The 23,372-nt window shown below is 69.4% G+C and carries 21 protein-coding genes and 3 pseudogenes; 9 read left to right on the forward strand and 15 right to left on the reverse strand.

The genetic code is table 11. The features are described 5' to 3' along the window. The first annotated feature begins 137 nt into the window (after positions 1 to 137). The gene (locus tag IF67_RS0105835) at positions 138 to 1,019 is read left to right on the forward strand and encodes a SigB/SigF/SigG family RNA polymerase sigma factor (RefSeq protein ID WP_030982812.1); all 882 of its coding nucleotides are present in this window, start codon (positions 138 to 140) and stop codon (positions 1,017 to 1,019) included. A 144-nt stretch (positions 1,020 to 1,163) separates the two neighbouring features. Here the strand turns inward: IF67_RS0105835 and IF67_RS0105840 are convergent, their stop codons facing one another. The 3 genes from IF67_RS0105840 to IF67_RS0105850 form a co-directional block, all read right to left on the reverse strand. Beyond that, positions 1,164 to 1,583: a PPOX class F420-dependent oxidoreductase gene (locus IF67_RS0105840; protein WP_030982814.1), complete on the reverse strand. Its 420-nt coding sequence runs from the start codon at positions 1,581 to 1,583 to the stop codon at positions 1,164 to 1,166. Between the two features lie 138 nt (positions 1,584 to 1,721). Beyond that, positions 1,722 to 2,984 (reverse strand): PP2C family protein-serine/threonine phosphatase, encoded by a 1,263-nt coding sequence (locus IF67_RS0105845; protein ID WP_078889281.1) that lies wholly within the window; start codon positions 2,982 to 2,984, stop codon positions 1,722 to 1,724. Positions 2,985 to 3,088: 104 nt separating this feature from the next. After that, positions 3,089 to 3,847 (reverse strand): IclR family transcriptional regulator, encoded by a 759-nt coding sequence (locus tag IF67_RS0105850; protein WP_030982817.1) that lies wholly within the window; start codon positions 3,845 to 3,847, stop codon positions 3,089 to 3,091. A gap of 100 nt (positions 3,848 to 3,947) precedes the next feature. Between IF67_RS0105850 and IF67_RS0105855 the strand changes: the two genes are divergently transcribed. Further along, a complete protein-coding gene (locus tag IF67_RS0105855; RefSeq protein WP_030982819.1) occupies positions 3,948 to 4,574 on the forward strand; it encodes an alpha-ketoglutarate-dependent dioxygenase AlkB in 627 nt (208 codons plus the stop codon). Positions 4,575 to 4,738: 164 nt separating this feature from the next. On the opposite strand, the gene IF67_RS0105860 is transcribed toward IF67_RS0105855, so the two are convergent. The 4 genes from IF67_RS0105860 to IF67_RS0105875 form a co-directional block, all read right to left on the reverse strand. Continuing rightward, complete coding sequence (locus IF67_RS0105860) at positions 4,739 to 5,500, reverse strand: ankyrin repeat domain-containing protein (RefSeq protein ID WP_030982821.1); 762 nt, start codon at positions 5,498 to 5,500, stop codon at positions 4,739 to 4,741. 228 nt (positions 5,501 to 5,728) lie between these two features. After that, complete coding sequence (locus tag IF67_RS0105865; protein WP_030982822.1) at positions 5,729 to 7,006, reverse strand: glycosyltransferase; 1,278 nt, start codon at positions 7,004 to 7,006, stop codon at positions 5,729 to 5,731. A 183-nt stretch (positions 7,007 to 7,189) separates the two neighbouring features. Beyond that, on the reverse strand, positions 7,190 to 8,251 hold the full coding sequence (locus IF67_RS0105870; protein ID WP_030982824.1) for a class I SAM-dependent methyltransferase: 1,062 nt from the start codon (positions 8,249 to 8,251) through the stop codon (positions 7,190 to 7,192). 131 nt (positions 8,252 to 8,382) lie between these two features. Then, positions 8,383 to 9,462, reverse strand: coding sequence for an acyltransferase family protein (locus IF67_RS0105875; protein ID WP_030982826.1), 1,080 nt, complete (start codon positions 9,460 to 9,462; stop codon positions 8,383 to 8,385). Between the two features lie 702 nt (positions 9,463 to 10,164). Between IF67_RS0105875 and IF67_RS0105880 the strand changes: the two genes are divergently transcribed. Continuing rightward, positions 10,165 to 11,220: a S1 family peptidase gene (locus IF67_RS0105880; RefSeq protein WP_030982829.1), complete on the forward strand. Its 1,056-nt coding sequence runs from the start codon at positions 10,165 to 10,167 to the stop codon at positions 11,218 to 11,220. On the opposite strand, the gene IF67_RS46140 is transcribed toward IF67_RS0105880, so the two are convergent. Together IF67_RS46140 and IF67_RS46145 are read right to left on the reverse strand one after the other, a co-directional pair. Then, positions 11,128 to 11,451 (reverse strand): IPT/TIG domain-containing protein, encoded by a 324-nt coding sequence (locus tag IF67_RS46140; RefSeq protein ID WP_158713036.1) that lies wholly within the window; start codon positions 11,449 to 11,451, stop codon positions 11,128 to 11,130. The two genes, IF67_RS0105880 and IF67_RS46140, sit on opposite strands and share 93 nt — an antisense overlap. Further along, positions 11,391 to 11,858: an IPT/TIG domain-containing protein gene (locus IF67_RS46145; protein WP_420708607.1), complete on the reverse strand. Its 468-nt coding sequence runs from the start codon at positions 11,856 to 11,858 to the stop codon at positions 11,391 to 11,393. Before IF67_RS46145 ends, IF67_RS46140 begins: the two co-directional genes overlap by 61 nt. Before the next feature lie 492 nt (positions 11,859 to 12,350). On the opposite strand from IF67_RS46145, the gene IF67_RS0105885 reads away from it, so the two are divergent. The 4 genes and pseudogenes from IF67_RS0105885 to IF67_RS44640 all read left to right on the forward strand — a co-directional run bounded on the left by IF67_RS0105885 (position 12,351) and on the right by IF67_RS44640 (position 15,883). Beyond that, positions 12,351 to 13,025: a hypothetical protein gene (locus IF67_RS0105885; protein ID WP_234340987.1), complete on the forward strand. Its 675-nt coding sequence runs from the start codon at positions 12,351 to 12,353 to the stop codon at positions 13,023 to 13,025. 124 nt (positions 13,026 to 13,149) lie between these two features. Beyond that, positions 13,150 to 13,893, forward strand: a complete 744-nt coding sequence (locus IF67_RS0105890) for an IPT/TIG domain-containing protein (protein WP_030982832.1) — start codon at positions 13,150 to 13,152, stop codon at positions 13,891 to 13,893. Positions 13,894 to 14,179: 286 nt separating this feature from the next. After that, positions 14,180 to 14,803, forward strand: a pseudogene (locus tag IF67_RS44635) (IPT/TIG domain-containing protein); the annotation flags it as partial. A 45-nt stretch (positions 14,804 to 14,848) separates the two neighbouring features. Then, positions 14,849 to 15,883, forward strand: a complete 1,035-nt coding sequence (locus tag IF67_RS44640) for an IPT/TIG domain-containing protein (protein WP_420708612.1) — start codon at positions 14,849 to 14,851, stop codon at positions 15,881 to 15,883. 181 nt (positions 15,884 to 16,064) lie between these two features. Here IF67_RS44640 and IF67_RS45935 read toward each other — a convergent pair. The 3 genes and pseudogenes from IF67_RS45935 to IF67_RS0105910 all read right to left on the reverse strand — a co-directional run. Further along, positions 16,065 to 16,316 (reverse strand): annotated as a pseudogene (locus IF67_RS45935) (transposase); the annotation flags it as partial. A 691-nt stretch (positions 16,317 to 17,007) separates the two neighbouring features. Then, positions 17,008 to 17,286 (reverse strand): SHOCT domain-containing protein, encoded by a 279-nt coding sequence (locus tag IF67_RS0105905; protein ID WP_030982837.1) that lies wholly within the window; start codon positions 17,284 to 17,286, stop codon positions 17,008 to 17,010. A gap of 670 nt (positions 17,287 to 17,956) precedes the next feature. After that, positions 17,957 to 18,376, reverse strand: coding sequence for a CBS domain-containing protein (locus IF67_RS0105910; RefSeq protein WP_030982838.1), 420 nt, complete (start codon positions 18,374 to 18,376; stop codon positions 17,957 to 17,959). A gap of 273 nt (positions 18,377 to 18,649) precedes the next feature. On the opposite strand from IF67_RS0105910, the gene IF67_RS0105915 reads away from it, so the two are divergent. After that, positions 18,650 to 19,336 (forward strand): CBS domain-containing protein, encoded by a 687-nt coding sequence (locus IF67_RS0105915; RefSeq protein ID WP_030982839.1) that lies wholly within the window; start codon positions 18,650 to 18,652, stop codon positions 19,334 to 19,336. A gap of 296 nt (positions 19,337 to 19,632) precedes the next feature. On the opposite strand, the gene IF67_RS0105920 is transcribed toward IF67_RS0105915, so the two are convergent. From IF67_RS0105920 to IF67_RS0105930, 3 genes and pseudogenes are all read right to left on the reverse strand, one after another. After that, entirely contained in the window at positions 19,633 to 20,484 is an 852-nt protein-coding gene (locus tag IF67_RS0105920; RefSeq protein ID WP_030982840.1) for a class I SAM-dependent methyltransferase, read from the reverse strand. Positions 20,485 to 20,558: 74 nt separating this feature from the next. Beyond that, positions 20,559 to 21,377 (reverse strand): annotated as a pseudogene (locus IF67_RS0105925) (PEP/pyruvate-binding domain-containing protein); the annotation flags it as partial. A 46-nt stretch (positions 21,378 to 21,423) separates the two neighbouring features. Continuing rightward, positions 21,424 to 22,317, reverse strand: coding sequence for a universal stress protein (locus IF67_RS0105930; RefSeq protein WP_030982842.1), 894 nt, complete (start codon positions 22,315 to 22,317; stop codon positions 21,424 to 21,426). Positions 22,318 to 22,605: 288 nt separating this feature from the next. On the opposite strand from IF67_RS0105930, the gene IF67_RS0105935 reads away from it, so the two are divergent. Then, positions 22,606 to 23,292, forward strand: coding sequence for a CBS domain-containing protein (locus tag IF67_RS0105935; protein ID WP_030982843.1), 687 nt, complete (start codon positions 22,606 to 22,608; stop codon positions 23,290 to 23,292). The last annotated feature ends 80 nt before the right edge of the window (positions 23,293 to 23,372 follow it).

Below are 23,372 nucleotides of genomic sequence, written 5' to 3' on the forward strand. Positions count from 1 at the left end.
CGGGCGGTGCAGGGGTACAGGGGTGCAGGGATGCCGGGGAGGGACGGGCAATCGACGGGAGGCGACCGGACATGCCTGTGGCAGCGGCGGGTAGGGAAGCGTGCGACGGGGGCTCAGCAACAGGCGGGAGCCAGAGCATGAGCAGCAACAGCACCTTGACCGCGGGAACGGAGCCGGAGACCACGTCGCCGGAGTGTGCCGTTCCGGCTCCGACGGTGCTGCCGCAGATCCAGGTTCCGCAGCGCGTTGCCCCTTCTGACGCACGGGAGTTGTCCAAGCAGTTCCTCCAGCGGCTCCAGGAGCTGGAGGAGGGGACCCCCGAGTACCAGTACGCGCGGAACACCCTTATCGAGATGAACCTGACCCTGGTGCGCTATGTCGCCCACCGCTTCTCCAGCCGGCGGGAGTCCATGGAGGACGTCCTCCAGGTCGGGACGATCGGTCTGATCAAGGCCGTCGACCGCTATGACCCGTCCCGCGATGTGGAGTTCACCACGCTGGCGGTCCCCTACATCCAGGGTGAGATCAAGCGGTTCTTCCGCGACACCACCTGGTCGGTGCGGGTGCCCCGGCGCCTTCAGGAACTCCGCATCGACCTCGCCCGCGCCCGGGAAGACCTGGAGAACGAGGGCAGCCACGAGCCGTCCGCCGCCGACCTCGCCGCCCACCTCGGTCTCGAGGAGGAAGAGGTGACAGAGGGGCTCGTGGCCAGCAACGGCTACGACAGCGACTCCATAGACCGGCCCATCCAAGCCGCCGGCAAGCAGCAGACCGGTCTTGTCGCCGACCTCATCGGCACCGAGGACCCCGCCCTGGCCCTGGCCGAAGACATCCAGGCACTCAAGCCGCATCTGGCCAAGCTCGATGACCGCGAACGCACCCTTCTCCGGATGCGCTTCGGGGCGGAAATGACGCAGGCCGAGATCGGAAAGGAGCTCGGCCTCTCCCAGATGCACATCTCCCGCCTCCTGACCCGCGCCTGCACCACCCTGCGCAAGGGACTCATGGCCGAGGGGTGACGCGTCTGCCGATACATCGGCTCCGGCCCCTTGAGGGGCGGTCGCCGTTTCACGGCACTGCGGGCGGGAGGACCGGCCCGCGCCCGTCGTCGCACGGGGCCCACGCGCCGTTCGGAACGACCGCCGACCGGTTGCCGCCCGTCGTCAGCCCGGTTGGGCGCTGTCCTTCATGCTGCCCCACCCGTGCCAGCGGTCGATCTCGATCCAGGCGCTGACCCGGCGGCGGTCCCGCTGCGGGTACGGCTTGCCGATGTAGTGCTGTGCCAGCCGGTCGATGTCGGCGAGTTCTTCGTCGTCACGGATTTCTGCGACGTGGCCGATGAGGCTGAGGTGCGTGTACCAGTTGCTCTCGTCCAGCACGGTGAGGGAGACCCGGGGGTCGTTGCGGAGGTGCTCCAGCCGTTTGCGGCCTTCGTCCATATTGACCAGCACCCGGCCGTTGTCCCAGAGGTACCAGGTGGCTGTGGAAACCGGCTGCCCGTCCGACCGCAGAGTCGTGATGACGGCCGGATTCGCCTTGCGCAACATGGCGACTGCCGGCTCGGGAAGCGGTGGGTTCGACATACGAGGCGCTCCTCCGTACGTGAGTACATTGCGGTTGACCGTTCGGGACGATCAACATGATCGACTGTACTCAGCCCACCACCGGGTACCCGGCTCTCCCTTCCGTCGCCACACCGCACACCCTCCTGTGAGCCGCGTTCATCCAGCGGCCACCCGCAGGGAGGGCATCCGGCCGGCGGGCTCGTGCGGTGCCGTCGACGCGGTGTCGGCGGGCTCGTGCGGTGCCGTCGAGGCGGTGCCGGCCGGCTTCCGGAGGAGGAGCATGGCGGCGTCGTCGTGCAGCTCGCCGCCCACATGCGCGAGCAGGTCCTCATGGAGCGCGGCCAGAGTGTGCGAAGGCTCCTCCGAAATGTGCCGGGACAGCCGCTCCACCAGCGGATAGAACTCACGCTTGTGGTCACGGGCCTCGGTCACGCCATCGGTGTAGAAGAGCAGTTGGTCCCCGTCGGTCAGGGCTATTTCCTGGAGGCTGGGAGTCTCGCCGGAGAGGGCCCGCAGCCCGAGCGGCGGGGCCGGGTGGACCGGCTCGACGGGCAGTACGCCCGCGTCGTGGACCAGGAGCGGAGCGGCATGTCCGCAGTTGACCAGCTCCATACGGCCGGACTCGGGGTATCCCGCCAGCACCGCGGTGACGAAGTCGTCCGGGCCGAGGTTGCGTGCCAGGCTCCGCTCGATCCGGTGGACGACATCGAGGAGATCCGGCTCGTCGTAGGCCGCTTCCCGGAAAACGCCCAGGACCAGGGCGGCGATCCCCACCGCCGGCAGCCCCTTGCCGCGCACATCGCCGACGATCAGCCGCACCCCGAACGGTGTGGGCACCAGGGCGTAGAGATCCCCGCCGATCCGTGCCTCGGCAGCGGCGGCGCTGTAGCGGACCGCCGTCTGGAAGTGCCCGACCGTCGCGGGCACAGGCTTGAGAAAGGCGTGCTGTGCGGCCTCGGCAACCGAACGCACGGCGGCCAGCACCCGTTCGCGACGCCTGCGCAGCGCGCTGGCCAGGCTGCCGGCCAGCGTGACGGCGGACAGCGTGGAGAGCACAATCGCCTGCTCGCCACCCGGCGCGCCACCCTGCACACCGAGCGCCGCACCGAGCGCCACCGCCAGGACACCGATGCGCAGCACGCCCCACGGCCCGCTGGTCGCGGAGGCCAGCGCGGGACCCACGGCGAGCAGCGGCAGCCAGCTCATGCCGGTGCCCCCGGAAAGGCAGAGGACCGCCACGGTCGCGATGATCAGAAGCGGCACGCCGGAGGCGCAGTGCCGGCGGGCACCCTTCGCGCCGGACGATGCCTCGCCCCGGGGCGGCACTGCCTGCTGGATCGGGGCCCGCAGAGCGGAGAACGGCTTGGTGAGCTGCCACCGCGGCTGGTGGTCGTGGTGATGGATCCGGGCTTGGCGCATGTCCTGGTCCGCGGCTCGCTTCCTTGCTCGGGGCACTCACATGCCCAAATGTCCATTTCATCCAGGAAACGGGTATCCGAGGGGAAGGCGCAAGGGCCGGAATTTCAGATAGTGAGTGAGAGCCCCCTGGTCACACGGCTCGCCGCCGGGAGCAGCCGGTCCCGGACCGCGTCGATACGGGAGACCCGGTCCGCCCGGAGCGATACGCCGAGGGACCCGAGCATCTCTCCGCTGTACACCGGCACCGCGAGACAGAACGTACCGAGGGTGTACTCCTCCATGTCCGTCACCACCGGCGCCATGGGCAGGGTGTCGAGATTGCGCAGCAATTCGGCACGGCCCGTGATGGTGCGTGGGGTGAGGTCGGCGAGGGGGTGCCGGGAGAGATAGTCGTCGCGGGCCTCGTCGTCCAGCTCGCGGAGCACGCACTTGCCCAGCGCCGTGGCGTGCCCGGCGTCCTCGAAGCCCACCCACAGGTCGACCCGCGGCGCCCGGGGGCCGTCGACGATCTCGGCGACCCGGATCTCGCCGTCCTCGTAGAAGGTCAGGTAGGCCGCGGCCGACAGGTCGTCCCGCAGTGCCGCGAGCGCGGGGCGGACGCGGTTGAGCAGCGCCTGCGCCTGCCCGCCGGCCTGGAGGGTGTCCAGCTTGTCCCCTAGCACAAAACCGCCGTCCTCCAGCTTCCGGATGTACCCGTCGTGCGCCAGCGTGCGCAAGAGGTGATAGGTGGTGGCCAGCGGCAGGCCTGTCTCACGTGCCAGCTGTTTCGCCGGTGCGCCGCCCTCGTGCGCACCCACGGCTTCCATCAGGCGGAAGGCTCGCTGGACGGAAGTGATGAGCGTAGGGCCTTCTTCGTTGCCCATGTCTTCAGCCTGCGCCCGGCGCCCCGCACAGGCAAGGCCGTCCCGGAGGAACCGACCGCCCACCAGAACATTCATTCGAATATGTGGGTACCCTGAAAGCATGGCCATGCACCTTCAGGGCTCGCTCTTCGACCAGGCCGACGAGGTCCGCCTCGGTCCGCTGCGCGGGGTGCGCAGGACCGAGCTCGGCGACGGTGCCTGGATCGATCTGCTGCCCGGGTGGCTGAGCGGGGCGGACGCCTTGTTCGATCAGCTCGCCGCCGAGGTTCCCTGGGAGGCCGAGCGCCGGCGGATGTACGAGCGGGTGGTGGACGTACCACGGCTGCTGGCCTTCTACCGGGCCGACGACACGCTGCCGCACCCCGTGCTGGACGAGGCGAGGGACGTGCTCTCCGCCCACTACGCCACCGAGCTCGGCGAACCGTTCACCACGGCCGGTCTCTGTTACTACCGGGACGGCCGCGACAGCGTCGCCTGGCACGGTGACCGGATCGGCCGCGGTGACCGCGAGGACACGATGGTCGCCATCGTGTCCGTGGGGGCGCCACGCGATCTGCTGCTCCGTCCGCGCCACGGCGGCGGCACCGTCCGGCGGCCGTTGGGGCACGGCGACCTGATCGTGATGGGCGGCTCCTGCCAACGGACTTGGGAGCACGCGATCCCCAAGAGCACACGGGCGGCGGGCCCGCGGATCAGCATCCAGTTCCGGCCCCACGGAGTGCGCTGAAAGCGGGTGCTCTGAAAACCGGTGCACGGAAAGCGGCGGGCGCAGAATACGGGTGCGCCATCCGTGAAGGGGGCGGCCCCGAGGCGGCTTCCGCCTCCGGATGCGCGCTGCCCGTGGTGGCTGCGACGCCGACCCGGGCGCCCGCAAGGCCGTGCCGACGAGCCTCAACCCTGCATGTTTTCCCGCAGAAGCGCGGCGATCAGGGCGTGCCCCGTCTCCACCAGCCACGAGGCGCCACCGGTGCCGTCCGGTGAGCTGACCGTGAGCTCGACGAGCTCCGTGCCCTCGGCGCGAGGGCTGCGCCGGACCTCGTACCTGGCATCCGGGAGGACGCCCGCCCGCTCGCGCAGCTCGCTCTCGACGTCTTTGCCGCACCGTTCGCGGGCCATATCCGATGCCGTCCGGCCCTGTTCATCGGTGCGGTGCGGGTCGGCGCCGTGCCGCAGCAGAGCCCGTACCACCGCAATTGATCCCCGCTCGGCCGCCGCCATCAGCGGAGTGCGCCCGCCGCATCCCGCGTCCGGGTCGGCATGCGCTTCGAGCAGGAGCTCGGCGGTCCGCTGATGGCCTCCCGTGGCAGCCCACATCAAGGCGGTGTACGAAGTGCCGTCGTCCTCCCGCCGGTCGGGGTCGGCGCCGTGAGCGAGCAGTTCGTGCACCGCGCCGGAATGGTCCCAGCAGGCGGCGGCGCACAGCGGCAGCCCCGCAGTTCCCTCTCCCCGGCTCTCCGCATCCGGTGTTGCCCCCGCTTCGAGGAGCAGCCTCACCATGTCCGTCTTCCCCGACACCGCGGCCAGGTACAACGGCGTCTCGCCCTCGGCATTCGGCGCGGACGGGGAGGCCCCCAGCTTCAAGAGGGCGCCCACCCGGCGCACGCGGTCCGCGTGGATGGCAGTGATGAGTGGTCCGGTCAATGCCTTGGCCATGCACAGTCCTTCCGTGGGAGCGTGATCTCCGGCGAGGGTACGTCGGTTCGCCCGGGGGCTGTCGGGCACCGTACGCACCGGCCGCAGCGCGAGGGTGACGGTTTCGCCGGACGGCTCCAAGCAGCCCTGTTGCGGGGCCGGTTCACCCGCCGGCGGGGAAGAGCCGGCCCAGGTGGTGGCGGAGGACCGCCGCGGCGGCCTCGGGGGTGCACCGGCCCACCAGAAGCCTCAGCGAACGGGACCTTGGCCCTTCCCGCGGTCTCCTCCGGCCAGTTGCTCCACCGTCGCCAGAACCCGGCCGGCGCCGTCCTCCGTGCCGATCAGCGCCGAGACCTGCCGCGCGCGATGACGGTACCGGGGGTCGTGCACGGCTTTCCGTAGCGCGGCCGCGAGGTTCTCAGCGGACAGCCGCCCGAAGGGGATCCTTCCCGGACTGACCCCGAGCGAGGTGAGACGCGACGACCAGAAGGGCTGGTCCAGCATCATCGGCACCGGGACCGCGGGCACCCCCGCGCGCAGCCCGGCCGCCGTGGTCCCGGCACCCGCATGGTGGACGACGGCCGCCATGTGCGGAAACAGCTGGGCGTGCGGGACCTCGCCCACCGTCAGTACATCGTCCCCGTCGACGGACAGGCCGGCCCAGCTCGTCTGGACCACACCGCGCACTCCGGCGAGCCGGAAGGCCCGTGCCAGGAGACGTCCGAGCCGCTCCGGGTCACTGGGCGCCATGCTGCCGAAGCCCACAAACACCGGTGGCGGGCCGGACCGGAGGAAATCCGCCAGCCCGGCCTCCGGCGTCCAGTCGGGAACTTCCGACGGCCACCAGTAACCCGCCACTTCCATGCCCGGCCGCCAGTCGGCAGGCCGGGGAACCACCGCCGGGCTGAAACCGTGGTGGATGGGCCACGTTGCCCCCCGCCGCTCCAGGGCCCGTTCCGTCACGCCCAGTCGTCGCTGGAGATGGCGCACACCAGGGGCAAAGGCCCGGGCCAGCAACGACTGGGCGCACCGGCCCAGGGCCCGGTTGCCGAACGGACCCAACGACGGCATGTCGAAGATGACCGGCGGGAACTCCCCGGTGGGAGCGAGGGGCTGCAAGAACACACCGATGCCCGGAAGTTGCAGACCTTCCGCCGCCACGAGCCCCAAGGGGGCCAAGCTGCTGGAGAACATGAGGACCTCTGGGCCCGATGCACAGGCCTCGGTCACCGCGTCGGCCATTTCCGGAGCCAGCTCCCGGGCCAGCCGCATTTGCTCGACCTTGGAGAGACCGGCACCCTGGCCGGCTTTCCCCGGCCCGTTGCCCTTCTTGTCATCCGCTGCGGACGTGGCATACCGGTCGAGCGGAAGGGGGTGGAAACCCAGGCCGCTGCGACGGACCAGTTCGGCCGAGCGCGCGTGGGTGGCTATCACCACCTTGTGCCCGGCCCGGTGCAGCCGGGTCCCCAGACCGGTGTACGGAGCCACGTCCCCGTGCGAACCTGCGGTAGCGATGAGGATGTGCATGGTCGGCAGTCTTCCGTTTCCTCGGCTGCGGTGATTCCGACCGCGGCGGGCTTCACTCGGACGGCCGCTTCGCCGAATGCGTTTGCCGTCCGAACCTGCTGGAATCTCTGCGCAGTTGGTGGTGGACAGGGGCCTGGTGACACGCTCCGCGCGGGGCGACGGCGCAGCGGACGGGGGACGCGGTCAGTCGCGGCGTGCGACCACCCGGTAGGCGTTGGACAGCCGGGTGCGGCGTGTGAGGGGCGCCAGCAGCAGATCGAGTGCGACGAGGACGAGGAGCACGGGGGCGACGACCAGCAGCGACAACCTGCGGGCCCAGCGGCTGAGCGGGCCGGGCCGCTCGGGCAGCCAGGGCAGATCTTCGCCCGGCAGGACGGATTTGAGCATGTTCACCGCCGCGGACGTCAGATCGGTGGGGACATGGGGCTCCCGCCGGTCGGTGGCCACGACGCTGAAACCCTGCTCGGCCAGTGCACTACAGAGGTTGTCCAACGGGATGAAGTGCAGGTGCTGAGGCTGGAGCCACGGGCCCCACCACTGGCCGAGCAACCGGGCGGAGGCGGACTCGGGGTCGGGGACCTCCACCAGGAGGTGACCGCCGGGCCGGAGCGCGGTGTGGGCGGCGGCCAGTTCCTGCCGCGGCGCCAGGGTGTGTTCCAGGTAGTGGTGCATGCTCACCACGTCGTACTGACAGGCCAACTGGCCGGCCAGCCCGACGAAGGAGCCCCGGTAGGCCCGCGCGATGCGGTCGTTGCGTGCGGCGATCTCGACGCCTTCGCCCCAGTCGAGCCCGTGGAATTCGGTGTCCTGGTGGATTCTCCGGGCTTCGGCGCAGAAGTGGCCGTGACCGGTGCCCACGTCCAGCCACAGCAGGGGGCGGTTGAACGGGAGCATGGCCCGGGCGCGGGCCCGGTAGAGCCTGATGGCGAGCGGCGAGCAGGCCAGCCGGGCCATCGTCGCCTCGCCCAGGCCGTCGTAACAGTCGCGGTAGTAGAAATCCAGCCCGTCCGCGCTCAGCCGGGGGTTCTGGAACACGTGACCGCAGCTGCGGCACTGGTCGAGTGCGAATTTCCCGGGCTTGTGCTGCGGATGGTCGGTGGTGCGCAGGCGCCCGCGCAGCCGGGAGGAGGTGCACCAGGGGCATGTGGTGCGCCGTGGTTCGAAGAACCGCTCCAGCCCGTGTGCCAGCTCGTCCTGGTAACGGGGCCGGTGGGCGGCGATCTGCTCGCTTCGGGTACTCGTCATGGGGGGCTTCTTTCAGAGGGAGCCTGGGGGAAGGAGCGTGGGACACCGGATCTGTCGGCGGGTGCGGCCCCATGGGCCGCCTCCGGAGGCCGGCCGCACCCTGCACGGGCCGGCGGACCACCCCGGTGCGCTCACGGGGTTGCGGCCACGCGCGCGCGACCACGAGCACGAGGCGTGGAGAAGCGGCGCACACACGGCCGCTCCACCCCTGCGTACAACAGCCACGAGGTCAGCAGTACGACGGGAAGACCGGCCAGAACCACGGAGAGGTTGTTCCAGCCATGACCCGTCAGAGCCAGGTACATCAAGCCCAGCACCAGGAAATGGACCAGATACACGGCGTAGGAGATCTCGCCGAGGAACACCAGAGCAGGGGTGCGCAGCAGCGACTTTCTGCCGCGCAGGTCCAGTTCGGCGGTGGCGTGAACCAGCATGACGAGCGGGACCACGGTCGAGGCCGCGTAGAGGAAACTGTGCGGCAGCAAGGTGCTGTTCACCACGATCGTGCTGACGACACCCAGCGCGGCCGGGAGAACACCCACACGCGGAAGCCGGATTCCCGCCGAGGAGATACGGGCCGCCAACATGCCGAGGAGGAACTCGGGCAGCCGCGTGATCGGCAGCATGTACAAGGACCAGTATCCGGGGAACGACGGCCCGCCGGGGTTGAAGACGAACTCATAGAGCACCGGGCATGTCCAGACGACGGCGATGGCGGCGCCCGCACCGATCAGAAGCCCACGGCGCGACAGCCGATCGACCCACGGCAGGAGTACGGGGAAGAGGAGATAGAAGAACATCTCGGCGGCCAGTGACCAGGAAACAGGGTTGCCTGCGGAGATGAAGCGCTGGCTGGGAACCCAGGTATTCACCAGGAACAGGCTGGAGAGGTCCGCCACCCATCCGGAACCCCGCGTGGCGCGCGCCGCGCCGGTACTGGCGAGCGCGGCAACGACCACACACCAGATCAGTACGTGATTCGGCAGAATCTTGGCGGCACGTCGTCGCCAGAAAGCACGTGCGGTGTCGGTCGGACGGGCGGAATGGGTCAGCACATATCCGCTCAGAATGAAGAAGAGCGAAACCGAACTCGCTCCCACCCACACCTCGGGCCCGAGGGTTTGGGCGAGGTGCGGGTTGATCATCAGCGAGCTGTGGGTGTAGACGACTCCGCCCGCGGCGGCGAAACGCAGACCGGTCAGAGAAGGCAACCGCCTGGGTCGGCCGGACCGTGCGCCGTCCTTCGCCGACGGCTTCTCCCTGCCGATGCGGCCGACAACAACTCGGTTCGCCGTGGCGGCGGACCGGGACGACGGTCTGGGGAGATGGTGCACGAGAGGCCTCCTGCGAGAGAACGCCCAGGACCGTGACCACCACACACATGCGCAGGGGTGCGCGGGCAGGGGCGCCCGGGGGATCGGATGGAATGACTGATCCGGCCCGTGCGGAGGAATGGGCGGCCCGTCGCGCGGATAGCTCGATTGACCCACCGCGACACGTCCCATGCATAGGGAGGCCGCCCCGATTTCACTCGTACGGAGCAGTGCCTCGTGCGCCCCGTCCGCAGCAATGGGTCAGAGGTGGTGTGTGGATCGCGGCACTTGGCCATTCATGGGACACCTCATGGAACATCGCATGGAACAAAGGCCGTTGGTGAATACCTCGAATCCGTTCCTCGGGGAGCCGGTGGAGAAGGAGCGCCGCACTATCCGGACGGCGGCCGATTGCGCCACCGGCCGTCCAGGTGATTCCTGCGGACCTGTGGCCGGAGGGGTGTAGCGCGCAGCAGGCACAGGAATGAATGAACAACTTCGGTTAACGGAGGGGGAAAGCCTGCTTCCCGCGGACTCGGACATCCACCGCGGGCCCAACCCCACACCAGAGGTCTTGAGTTGAAGCACACAAGCGCACCCATGTCCCGCACCGTCCTCGGAGGCGCCGGTGTGGTGGCCCTGATCGCCGCCGCACTCACCCTTCCGAGCGCCCAAGCCGCCCCCGCCAAGGCCCCGGAGCCCCCGACGGCCACTGCCGCCGCACAACGCGCCAGGGATATCAGCTCCGCCCTCGGCGCCGACGCGGCGGGCTTCTACTACGACGCCCGGAACCACAAGCTCATCGTCAATGTGACCACCGCGGCCGCCGCGGACAAGGCCCGGGGCGCCGGCGCCGAGGCCAGGATCGTCAAGCATTCCCTCACCTCGCTGAACGCCGCCCGCGCGACCCTCAAGGCGAGAGCCACGATCCCGGGGACGTCCTGGGCGATGGACCCCAAGACCAACCAGGTGGTCATCGTCGCTGACCGTACGGTCACGGGCGACCGCCTGAAGCAGCTCAAGAGCGTCGCCACCTCGCTCGGTGACCGGGCCGCCCTCCGGCAATCGGCGGGCACGCTCCGGCCGCTGATCGCCGGTGGCGGCGCCATCTGGGGCAGCGGCGCGCGCTGCTCGCTCGGCTTCAACGTCATCAAGGGCGGGAAGCCGTACTTCCTGACCGCCGGGCACTGCACCAACGCGGTACGGAGCTGGTCCGCCACACAAGGGGGCCCGGAAATCGCCGTGACGGAGACCGGCACCTTCCCCGGTGACGACTTCGGGATCGTCAGGCATACCGCCGCCGACGTCGTGCACCCCAGCCGGGTGGACCTCTACAACGGCCGCATGCAGGCCATCACCACGGTCGGCGATCCGATCGTGGGGGAGAAGGTGCAGCGCAGCGGCAGCAGCACGCACATCCACGGCGGTGACATCACCGCGGTCGAGGTGACCGCCAACTACCAGGAGGGGTCGGTCGACGGTCTGATCCAGGCCGGTGTCTGTGCCGAAACCGGGGACAGCGGCGGGCCGCTCTTCGAGGGCGACACCGCACTCGGCCTGACCTCAGGAGGCAGGGGCGACTGCCTCTTCGGCGGCGAGTCCTTCTACCAGCCCGTGCGCGAGGCCCTCGAGAAGACCGGATCGCACATCGGCTGATCCGCCGGGAGCCCCCTGCTGCGGCCGGTGACGTGGAGGCCGTGAAGCTGGTGTCCCCGCTGTAGGTGGCCGTGAGGGTGAACGGGCTGCCCGTGGTCGTGGGATCTGCCGGTCGGAGACCACCGTGGGGAAGGTGACGGCAGCACCGAAGTGCACCACCAGCGCGGTGCTCAGATTGACGCCGCTGAGCGCGACGGTATTGCCACCGCCGACCGGCCCTGTGGCGGGCACGATGCCCGACAGACCGGGCCAGGAAAGGTAATGGAAGTAGCCGATGTGCGCGCTTCCGCCGGAGGTGGTGACCGTGACCGGGACCACCCCGCTGCCCGGGGACTCACCGTGACGATGGTCTCGTCGTCGAGGACGGCGAAGCTCGGCGCCGGAGGGGCACCGAAGCGCACCGCCGTGGCACCGGTGAAGTGGCGCCCGATGAGGGTCACCAGGGTGCCGCCGCTGTAGGACCCCTGGTCCGGGAAGACGCCGGAAAGGTGGCGTCCACGGGGCGAACAGGACGGACAGCATGCATGACGGCTCCAGACCAGTTCGTGGGCCCGCCGTACCATTCGGCGCCGCAGGCGTGCCGGCATGGCCGGTCCCTGGCATGTCCTCAACGGAGGAGCGCTCGACCGCACCGTCATCACACTGATGCTCCGAACCAGGCAAGGTGCCTTCTGCTCCCCCGGAGAGGATGGGCGGCCCACCGGAATCGGACGAACTCAGGAACCTATCCGGTGAGTTGAGGGGCAACACTCCCGGCGCGGGTCACCCGATCGTCCGCACGAGGCCCGGGGGTGGAACGACCCGGCGCCGGCTCATCGGTGTTGTGCGTCTCGACCGGTGCGAGCTCTGCCATCCGAGTGACGAACCGTCAAGGGCGTTGCAGGCATGCTCACTCCGGTGGGTTACTGATGACCATCCAATCCGGTGAGCCGCCCACCCTCTCGGAGGAGAGCAACTGGCCTACCTTGCTGTGATCCCACTTGAGAGTAGGCGGCGGTGCAGCCCTGGCGCCGCGGTGGTGCCCTCCCCGCAGGGAAAGTGAAGCATCGTCCCGTGCCGTTCGTCGGCATCGTCGGTGCGGGTAGCTCACGTCACCTCTTCCTGGGGATGTCATGCGAACTCTCCGTACCTTGCGCTCCATTCTCGGTGTCTGTGCCCTGACCCTGGCGTTGACCCTGGGGATGGTCGCGGTCCCGAACACGGCGCACGCTCAGACTCCCGTGCTGTGCAGCGAAACCTCGCTGGTGAACGCGATCAATGCGGCCAACGCCGCGGGCGGGGACACCTTGGCGCTGGTGCCGTTCTGCACCTACCAACTCACCAGCGCGCACGGCAGCGGGCCCACCGGTCCGGTGGGGCTGCCGCCCATCACCACTCCGATCACCCTGCTGGGGATGGGAGTCACCATCGCCCGCGACCCGAGCGCGCCGGCCTTCCGGGTGCTACAAGTCCAAGGGGCCGCGAACGTGCCGGGAACCAAAGGCGAGTTGAGCGCGGTGGGGGTCACCGTGCGCGGCGGCAGTGCCGTGCCTCCTTTCCCGGGAGGCGGCATCTCGAACCTGGGTGGCACGGTCTCCCTGCTGACGAGTGCCGTCACCGGCAACACCGCCGTTGCCGGGGGCGGCATCTACACCGACAACGGCACCGTCTCGCTGACAGCCAGCTCCGTCACCGGTAACACCGCCACCTCCAGTGGCGGCGGCATCTATGTCAACTCCGGGGGAGCGGTCCTGCTGGCCACCACGGTGAGCGGCAACACCCCGGACAACTGTGCTCCGTCAGGCAGCGTCATCGGCTGCACCTGACGGCCCGGCCGACGTAGCGGCCGGATGCTCCACCGGGCAAACCCAGATCTCCATCGCGGCGGTCCCAGCCGTCCGGTCTCGGTTCGTCATTCCCACTCACACACCGCAATGAAGGAGCAAAACCATGCCTATTTCCCCCAACCAGGGATCGACCGGAGGCGGGACCACCGTCACCATCACCGGTACCAACCTCGGCGGTGCCACCGCCGTGCGCTTCGGCACCAAGACAGCCACCATCACGGCCAACACCCCCACATCGGTCACCGTCACCAGCCCGTCCGGCACCGGTACGGTTCCGGTGACCGTGACCACCCCCGGCGGCACCAGCAACCCGCTGACGTTCTTCTACGTCGGCGCACCGTTCAAGTCCAGCATCGCCCCCGTATCCGGCGTCACCGGCGGCGGGAATACCGTCACCATCAACGGCACCGGCCTGACCACCGCCACCGCGGTGCACTTCGGTGCCGCGACGGCAACTCCGACCGTGGTCAACGACGGTCAGCTGACCGTCACCGTACCGGAGGGCGCGGCGGCCGGGCCGGTGGGCGTCAGTGTCACCACCGCGGGCGGTACCAACAACGGTCTGTCCTACACCTACGTCGACGGCCCCACTCTGGGCACGCTCAACCCCACCTCCGGCCCGGCGTCCGGAGGAACTGCGGTGACCATCCCCGGCACGAACTTCAGCACCACCCAGTCGGTCACCTTCGGAGCCACGCCCGCACCGTTCGCCGTCATCGACGACAGCACCCTTTCCGTCGTCACCCCGCCCGGGGCTGCCGGTGCCACCAACGTCACCGTGACCACCACCGGTGGTAGCGCCACCGCCACCGGTGGCTACACCTACGTGGCCGGACCTGGCATCTGACCCACCATCTGAGCCGCTGACGGCCTGGTCATGGCCACCAGGCGTGCGGACATCAGGCCCGGACAGGGTGCGCCCTTCCCCTGCCCGGGCTACCTCACTTCCCTGACGAGCCTCGGCCCGGCGCATCTCTCCTGCGGCTGGCCGGGGCTCACGCTCTCGAAGGATCACGGCCGTGAATAGCTCAGCACATTCGCCAACCGCTTCCGCCGCGCAGCCCCTTGCCGCAGCCACGCCCGCAGTCAGTTCCGTCTCACCCACCTCGGGCTCCACCGTGGGTGGTACCACTGTGACGGTCACCGGCACCGGCTTCACCGGCGCCACAGCAGTCCGCTTCGGCGCCACACAGGCGCCCTCGTTCACCGTCAACTCCGACACACAGATCACCGCCACCACCCCACTCGGCACCGGCACAGTGCAGGTCACCGTCACCACCCCGATCGGCATCAGCAACCAATTCGTCACCTACACCTACGTCACTACGCCCGCGCCGGTCCTCTCATCGGTGGCCCCCACATCGGGCCCGTCGGCTGGTGGTACGACGGTCACTCTGACCGGCTCGGGGTTCACGGGTGCCACCGCGGTGCGGTTCGGTGCTGTGTCGGCGTCGTTCGTCGTCAACTCCGGTACACAGATCACGGCGACGGCGCCAGCGGGTTCCGGCACGGTGCAGGTCACTGTGACGGGGCCCGGGGGGACGAGTAACGGTGTGCCGTTCACGTACACGACGGTTTCCGCGCCGGTTCTGACGTCGGTGGTTCCTGCTTCGGGGCCGGCGGTTGGTGGGACGTCGGTGACGTTGACGGGTTCGGGGTTTTCGGGTGCGACGGTGGTGCGGTTCGGTGGTGTGTCGGCGTCGTTTGTGGTGAATTCGGGGACGCAGATCACGGCGACGGCGCCAGCGGGTTCCGGCACGGTGCAGGTCACTGTGACGGGGCCGGGCGGGACGAGTAACGGTGTGCCGTTCACGTACACGACAGTTCCGGTACCCGTCCTGACCTCGGTGGCCCCCACATCGGGCCCGGCAGCCGGAGGCACAACAGTCACTCTGACCGGCACGGGGCTGGCCACCGCCAGCGCGGTGCGGTTCGGTGCCACGCCCGCAGTCTCCTTCACCGTCGTCTCCGACACCCACATCACCGCCGTCGCTCCGGCCGGCACCGGCACCGTGCCGGTCACCGTCACGACCCCGGGCGGCACCAGCAACGGGATCTCCTACACCTACTCCGTGGCGCCCACCCTGAGCGGCGTCGTCCCCAACCAGGGCCCCACCTCGGGCGGGAACACCGTCACCCTCACCGGCACCAACCTCACCGGAGCCACTGCGGTCACCTTCGGCGCCACCCCGGCAACTTCCTTCACGGTCGTCTCCCCGACCCAGATCACCGCCGTGGTCCCTGCGGCCACCGCAGGGCCGGTCGGTGTCACCGTCACCACCCCGGGCGGCACCAGCACCCTCCCGAGCGCCTACTTCTACGTCAGCGCCCCGGCCCTCACCGGCGTCGCCCCACCCTCGGGCCCGCTCTCGGGCGGGAACACCGTCACCCTCACCGGTGTCCACCTCATCGAGGCCACCGCGGTGCGCTTCGGTACCACCGCAGCATCAGCGTTCACAGTGGTCTCGGACACCCAGATCACGGCTGTGGTTCCTGCAGGAGCCGCGGGGCTGGCCGATGTCACCGTCAGCACCGCCGGCGGGACGAGCAACGCGGCCTCGTACACCTACCTGCCGGCACCCGTTGTCGCGACTCTGATCCCAAGTCAGGGGCCCACCTCCGGTGGCATCACCTTCACCCTCACCGGTACCAACCTCGCCCAGGCGACCACGGTGCTCGTTGGCGGCGCCACTGCCGGGTTCACGGTCGTCTCCGACAGCCACATCGTCGTCGACGCCCTGCCCGGAGCCGCCGGGCCGGTCACTGTCACCGTCAGCACGCCCGGCGGCACCAGCGCCCCGAAGACCTACACGCGAGTCGGCTCACCAGGGATTTGACGCGCCGCGTCAGCTTCTGACTTGAGACGGGCGGGGAGGCATGGGCCTCACTCTGAGGCCATCAGTCAGCCGCTTGGGATACGAGACGGCCAAGCAAATCTGGCGTCCGAGCGTCCAGTAGAGAGCCCCAGAGCATTCCTTCGCAACGGGCAAGTTCCGCGTGTTGACACTGACTTGATCCTTAACTTGTGCGGCGAGGCCGTGGCGTAGGCGATTTCTTCGCTCGCGGTTGCGCTGGCTGCGTTTTGCGGGGTGTGCGCACGTCGTGGCGTGGGGTGGGTCGGGTGTTCTTTCGGCCTGGGGATCGTCCGGGGCCGGGTCGGGAGGGTTTCGGTGCTCTGGCCGGGCAGGCAGTCTTTGGGCGGATGTGCCTAAAGGCCCGGCTGATCGATCTGATGCTCCGTGGGCGCAAGTCCGGATTCGGAGGCGTGGGCGATGTCCCGCCACAGAACCTTGTTCATGGCGGGAACGTCCGGAACGGGAGCCAGAGCAATGGTGCCCCGATAGTCCAGGCTTGCGAGTCGCGGCAACGCCCACTGCGGGGGCTTCCCTTCCCGGGTCCGCCAAGCGCAGGAAGGGACCCGCGTCAGCCAGGAAGCGGTGACTGCAGGCTGAGCCAGAGGTTGGGCCGGGAACGGACCGGGTCTTGGCGTCGGCAACCTGAACGCGGGGAGGGCGGGCTGTCGGCGCGGTCCAGGAGAGACTCGGGCCGCCGCCGCATGATCAGATTCAGCGCGGTGTGGTGATCCGTGGCTGGCTCGACGACGAGCTTTACGGCGCGATTCGGCGCCGGAGTTGGTTCAGCCCTGGCACGGCCTCCGGACTCCTGCGACGGCTCCGGATTGCCCAGTGCGCCGGTTCGGAGCCTTCGGCTATGCGACCGTCGCCGCTGGCATGCTCGACCGCCCAGCCCGCCCCTCTCCGCCGACGCAGGCCGACACCCCGTCCGGGCCGACTTGGCCGAAGCTCTGCAGGACGAAGTCGCTCTCGCGGTGTCGGCCGTCAGCGTCAGGCCGGGAGCTTCCGCGAGAGCGTCGTGGCCAACAGCGCCGTCGTGGCAATGCCCAGCAGCAGCGCCGCAGCACCGCCCAGGACCAGCCACATCCGGCGTCCGCGGTCCGCATTCACCGCTGTTCCCGCAGCAGCGCGAGGCGACGCTTGTATTCGTCCTCGTCGATTTCCCCGCGGGCGAACCGCTCGGCGAGCAGATCCTCTGCTCGCCTGCCTCCCCACCCATTCTTGCCCGATGGAGGAGGCGGGCCGGGCTGGTGGCCACGGTGGTCCCTGGTCAGGTAGTGGACAAGGGCAACGATGCCGACGAGCGCCAGTGCGAAGAACAGCACCATGACCGCGGTCATGACGAACCAGCCGCCCCAGCCCCAGCCGCCGTAATACCACATCATGCTGATCACTTCCTCGGCCGGTTTTCTCAATTCCAGCGTGGATGAGGAACGGCTTCGGTGGAAACCGGGCGCATGGCTCCCGGTGGTGGGCCGAACGGCCCCAGGGGTTCATGCCCGCGGCCTGAAGATCGACCGCAGCGTGAGGCCGCCGTACGGCCGCCCACCCTCGAGCGTCGCCGCCGGGCAGACTCAGCGTATGCGGTAGCCAGGTGCGAGCAGGCTGGTGAGCTGCGCGATCGCTTCCGGGGGAGGGCTTGAAGCAGCGGAGCGCGTTCTGAGCACGTCTTCGGATTCAGCGCCACGGATGCATCCGTGAGCTCTACGGCTTCGTCTTTCTGGTCGCGTTGGGTGTCGACTGCAACATCTTCCTCATGTCCCGGGCATGCGAGGAGACGCTGTAAAGGAGGACATCACCAGTGCGTGGCCGCCGGGGCCCTGCCCCTCCCGGCTCTGCCGTGGCCGCACCGCACTTTGCAGCTGTGCCGGAGCCGGGCCGTGGAGTGAACTGGCCCCCGACATCGTCGGAGGGCCCCCGGAACAACCGTGCGCGGCACGATCGACGGTCGGACCGGAGTCGTGCTGTCGGTCGGGCTCGCTCGCTGGAACGAGACCATGGATATCCACCATCTTGCGCTGTGCGCTGTTGGGCGGTTGGATGCTGTGGTGGTCGTCAAGCAGTCGCACAGATGGCTTCGACGAAGTGCCCTACCTTCTCTTCCGGCAGATGCCGGGCGAGATCGGCCTCACTGATCATGCCGACCAACCGGTGATCGTCGATGACCGGCAGCCGCCGGATCCGGTGTTCTGCCATGGCGTGCAGGACCTGTTCGCTTCCGGCTTCGGCGCTGATGGTGAAAGGTTTGCCCTGGGCGAGCTCGCCGGCGGTCATCCTCTTGGGGTCCTTGCCCCTGGCGAGGCACTTCAGGACGATGTCGCGGTCAGTGATGATCCCGTGGAGTCGGTCATCGGGGCCGCAGATGGGGAGTGCGCCTACATCGAGGTCGTGCATGAGGCGTGCCGCGTCTTCCACGGTTTCGGTCTCCTGCACGCAGGTGGCGCCGCTGTGCATGATGTCGCGTGCGGTGGTCATAACGCTGGCTCCTTCACGTTTGTCCGGCAGAGCGCGGCGTGATCCGCTGCCTGCCGCCCTGCGAGGCGTATAGACAGTGTCTGGCTCTTGGGTTGCAGGTTGGAATAGGTCCAATGGCCCCGCCTTCCGTGGGTGAGCGGTGCGACATCTTCCCGCCCCTGCCGATCGGCAGTGAAAGGGACCGGACGGCCCCTGCCCGGCCGGCTCGGTGCATTTCAGGCTGGAAGTGTCGTTGCCGGCCATGTGACGTCGGTCCGGGTACGAGGAGGCATCATGCTGAACACTCCGCACATCGTCAGGGATGTGATGACGAAGACCGTGGCCGCGGTCGACAGGGGGGCGCGGTTCAAGGAAGTTGTCGAGACCATGGAGGAGTGGAAGGTCAGCGCTCTGCCGGTGCTGGCGGGGGAGAGCCGCGTGGTCGGAGTGGTCTCCGAGGCCGATCTGCTGCCGAAGGAGCAGTTCCGGGAGTCGGACCCCGACCGTCTGGAGCAGCTGCGGCAGGTGGACGACGTTCGTAGGGCGGAAGCTGTGACGGCGGGGGAGCTGATGACGAGCCCCGCCCTGACCGTGCGAGCCGATGCCACGCTCTCCCAGGCCGCACGGATGATGGCGCACGAGTCCGTCAAACGGCTTCCGGTGGTGGACGGGCACGGGGTGCTGAGAGGCATCGTCAGCCGTGCCGATCTGCTGAAGGTCTTTCTGCGTTCGGACGAAGACCTCGCGGAGGAAGTCCGCCGGGACATCGTGGGCGCGCTGTTCGCGGCGCCGACCAAGGATCTCCAGGTCACGGTCGCCGACGGGGTCGTCACGCTCAGCGGGCGGGTCCGGGACACCTCGCTCGTCCCGGTGATCGCACGCCTGGTGCGGTCGGTCGAGGGGGTGGTGGACGTGGAGTTCGATGTGACCGGCACCGCGTCCGTACGGCCCGAACCGCCGGTGGCGGGACGGCAGATGTGACCGCGCGGTGCGGGGGACGGGCGGTAGCCGGCCCAGAGGAAGCCGGTGTGTGACGAGGTGCTGTTGTCACTCGGCTCTGGTCCACTTCGTGTGGTCGCGTGACTCTCGGTTACGCCAACAGGACTCGTTTGCGCAGGAGCTCGCCACCGTCCAGCCAGGCGATTTTCGGGCGGACTTCGGCGGTCGTAGGCGGTCAGTGCGCGCATGACTGGCCGGCCGCGCATGAAGCTAGCTCCACTCATCAGGCCCCCTTGGAATCGATCATCTAGGGAACATCTAGGGAACCGGGAGGCGCTCTACCGGCGGACCGCCGAGATCAGTCCGCCGGGCCGCTCCTCGCGCTGCGGCGGGGTGCTGATCGGGCGGCCGTAGGCGGCAGCGCGCTCGCGCAGGGTGTGGCTGTCGGCCTCCCAGCCGTGCCCGGCCAGCCAGCCCACCGGGTCGTCGGGCATCTCCGAGATCCACATGGACGCCGCCGATCCCGGCGCGGCGTCCGCGCCGAAGCGCTCGATCACGCCGCGCGAGCCCAATGCCAGCCCCATCCGACTGCCTGCCGCCGACTGCGTGCTGATCCGGGCCAGCAGTAGCTCCACCGCATCCTCGGGCAGATAGATCAGTAGTCCTTCGGCGATCCACGCGGTCGGCACGGCCGGGTCGTGCCCTGCGGCGGCCAGCGCGCCTGGCCAGTCCTCACGCAGATCCACTGCGACGGTGAGCCGCTCGCAGCGCGCGACGGCCTGCTCCTGGCGCAGCACCGAAGCCTTGAAGTCCAGTGGCGCGGCGGTGTCGACCTCGAACAGCCGGGTGCCCTCGGGCCAGTCCATCCGGAAGGCCCGGCTGTCCATGCCGGCGCCGAGCAGCACGACCTGCCGGACCCCGGACGCGGAGGCCTGCTGCAACAGGTCGTCGAGGAACTTCGTCCTGATGACGATGGAGAACGACACGGCCAGCCGTCGGCGTCGCGCGGCCTCGTCATCGGGCAGCGGCGGCGAGGAGGGCCACAGGCCGCCGGCGGTGGCGAAGGCCTGTGCCAGTGGGTCGCGGAAAAGCGCGTTCTCCCGCTCGGTCTCCAGCGCCCGCACCCTGGCCACCCCCACCGCCGTGGCCCACACTCCCGACGGCTGCACCCGCTCCTGCTCATCAGTCACCGCGCCAGCCTAGATGATCGATTCCAAGGGGCCTATGAGGGGAGCTAGCTTCATGCGCGGCCAGCCAGTCATGCGCTGCGGACACCGGAGACGACATCCTCTCCCTGGGCGTTGGGCAGGTAGTCGCCGTACACGCCCTCGTGGCCGGTCGCGGGATCGTGGGTGAAGGCGACACCGGTTCCGGAGTCCGGGCCGAGGTTGCCGTAGACCGTGGCCTGGACGGTCACGGCGGTGCCCAGATCCTCGGCGATGTGCTCGCGGCGCCGGTAAACCTTCGCACGTTCGCCGTTCCAGGACCGGAAGACGGCACGCACGGCGCGACGCAACTGCGTGGCCGGGTCCTGCGGGAACTCCTCCTCCGCCGTCCGGATGATCTCCTTGAACTCCTCGACGACGAGAGGGAGTTCGGGCGCCTCCGGGTGGCGAGCCAGTTCCGAGGCGAAGAGGCTCGGGTCCACTCCCAGCACGGTGGCGCCGTACATCTGAAGCAGCCGACGGTAGGAGTCCCAGGCGAAGTCGGCGTTGCCCGACACCTCGGCCAGGCCGCGCACGGTTGTGTCGTTGAGCCCGACATCGAGAATGGTCTCCATCATGCCCGGCATGGAGTGCTGGGCTCCGGACCGGACGGAGAGCAGCAGCGGGTCGTTCGGGTCTCCGAGACGGCGGCCCATGGCCTCTTCCAGGGTGGCGAGGTGCTCGGACAGCTCGGCGGTGAGCTGTTCCGGTTCGCTGCCGCTGGCGAGGAAGGAGCGGCACGCCTGGGTGGTGATGGTGAACCCGGGGGGAACGGGCAGGCACATGCGGGTCATCTCCGCGAGGTGAGCGCCCTTGCCGCCCAGCAGATTGGCCATGGCCTGTCCGCCGTCGGTGAAGTCGTACACGTAGCGGATCATGACGGTGACCCTTCTTCGGGCGGTCGGTGGTGGAATGCGGGTGCGGTCAGTCGTGGGGGACGACGGCGACCGGCGCCGGGCAGTGGTGCAGGACGGCGTGGGCGATGTGGCCGATGCGGAACGGTGCCGCCGTCAAAAAGGGGGTGCGGCGACCGATGATGACGAGGTCGGCGTCGGTCGCGGCGTCCAGCAGGTGGTGGGCCGGCTGACCGATGACGGCTTGCTCCACCACATCCACCGCCGGATACCTCTCGCGCCACGGCAGGAGTGCCTTGCGGAGGGTTTCCGTCTCCTCGGCCTCGATATCGGCTGCCCAGCTCGGATACGCGCCGATGCTGTGTACGCCGTAGTAGCCCGGGGGGTTCCAGCCGTGCACCACCAACAAGGGGGAGGCTCGCAGCGCCGCCGCGTCGAAGGAGAAGCGGATCACTGCGTCGCTGGGGCGGCCGAGGTCCAGGCCGACGACGACCCGTCGGCCTGACATGCTTACCGGCCCTTGTCCGGGATGCTCGTCCTCGTCCGGCCGCCGGGCACGGACCAGTACGACGGGCTGCTCGGCGTGCGCGACCGTGGCCATCGCGACGGAGCCGAGCAGGAATCCGGCGAGCCCGCCGACGCCGGCGGTGCCGATCACCAGGAGCTCGGCTTCTTTGGCCGCCGCGCACAGCATCTCCGGAGGCGGACCGGTGAGGAGGTCTGCCGTGATGTCGAGGTCCGGGTAGCGGTGGTGCAGCTGGGCGGTCACCTCACGCGGTACCCCCTCGGACCAGCGGCGTGCGGCCTCCGGCCCGGCGGGCGGTGCATGTGCAAAGGGCTGCCACTCCCAGGCATGGACGAGCCGTAGCGGCACGTCCCTCAGCTGTGCTTCCCGGGCACCCCAGTCCGCGGCGGCGAGGCCCGCAGGCGATCCGTCCACACCGGCAGCCACGGGGCGCGTCATGGGTACCTCCAGTGAGAGCGAAGGCGTCATTCGCTTCACACGCTGCTCGGCGTGGACGGTCCAGGGGAGGAGCCGCAGGGCCTTTTCCCGGGCCGACCGGCCCAACAGGGGACGTGTGCTACGGCGCGTGCACGCGAAGGCGCGAAGGTACGAGTGCGTGGCATGTCCGGACCCGGCCGACCGGCGGTGGTTGGGGCCGGACGGCCCCTGCCCGGTGCGGACGGGCGACAGCAGGCTGGACGTGTCGCATCGGCCGTGCGACGGCCCGTCCCGTCCCGAGGAGACGCCATGGAGCACACTCCGCACACCGTCAGCGATGTGATGACCCAGACAGTTGTCGCGGTCGGACAGGAAGCGCCGTTCAAGGAGATCATCGAGACCATGGAGCACTGGAAGGTCAGCGCTCTGCCCGTGCTTGTGGGGGAGGGGCGGGTGATCGGCGTTGTCTCCGAAGCCGATCTGCTGCCGAAGGAAGAATTCCGGGAGTCGGAGCCGAACCGTATGGAGCAGCTGCGACGGCGGGACGATGTGCGCAAGGCCGGTGCACTGACGGCGGGAGAGCTGATGAGCTCGCCCGCCCTGACGGTGCACGCCGGCGACACCATTGCCCAGGCGGCGCGGACGATGGCCTTCAAGTCCGTGAAACGGCTTCCCGTGGTCGACAGCGCAGGTTTGCTGCAAGGCATCGTCAGCCGCTCCGACCTGCTGAAGGTCTTTCTGCGCTCCGACGAGGACCTGGCAGAGGAAGTACGAACGGAGATCGTCGGCCGGCTGTTCGGCGACTCTTCGAAGGACCTGGAGGTCACCGTCACCGACGGGGTGGTCACCCTCCACGGCATGGTCCGCAGCACCTCACTCCTCCCCGTCGCGACCCGCCTGGTGCGGGCGGTCGAGGGCGTCGTGGACGTGGCGTTCGATGTCACGGAACCCACTCCTGTCCCGACGGGACCGCCGGTGGCGGGGCCGCAAGTCTGAGCCGGCCTTGGCGACGGAGCAGGCGCGTGGCAGGGCCTGTCGGTCCCCGCGGACAGCACCGGACGGCCCTCGTGCGCCAG

This window comes from Streptomyces sp. NRRL S-1813 (genome assembly GCF_000719605.1).
In the GTDB taxonomy this organism is placed as follows: Bacteria; Actinomycetota; Actinomycetes; order Streptomycetales; family Streptomycetaceae; genus Streptomyces; species Streptomyces decoyicus.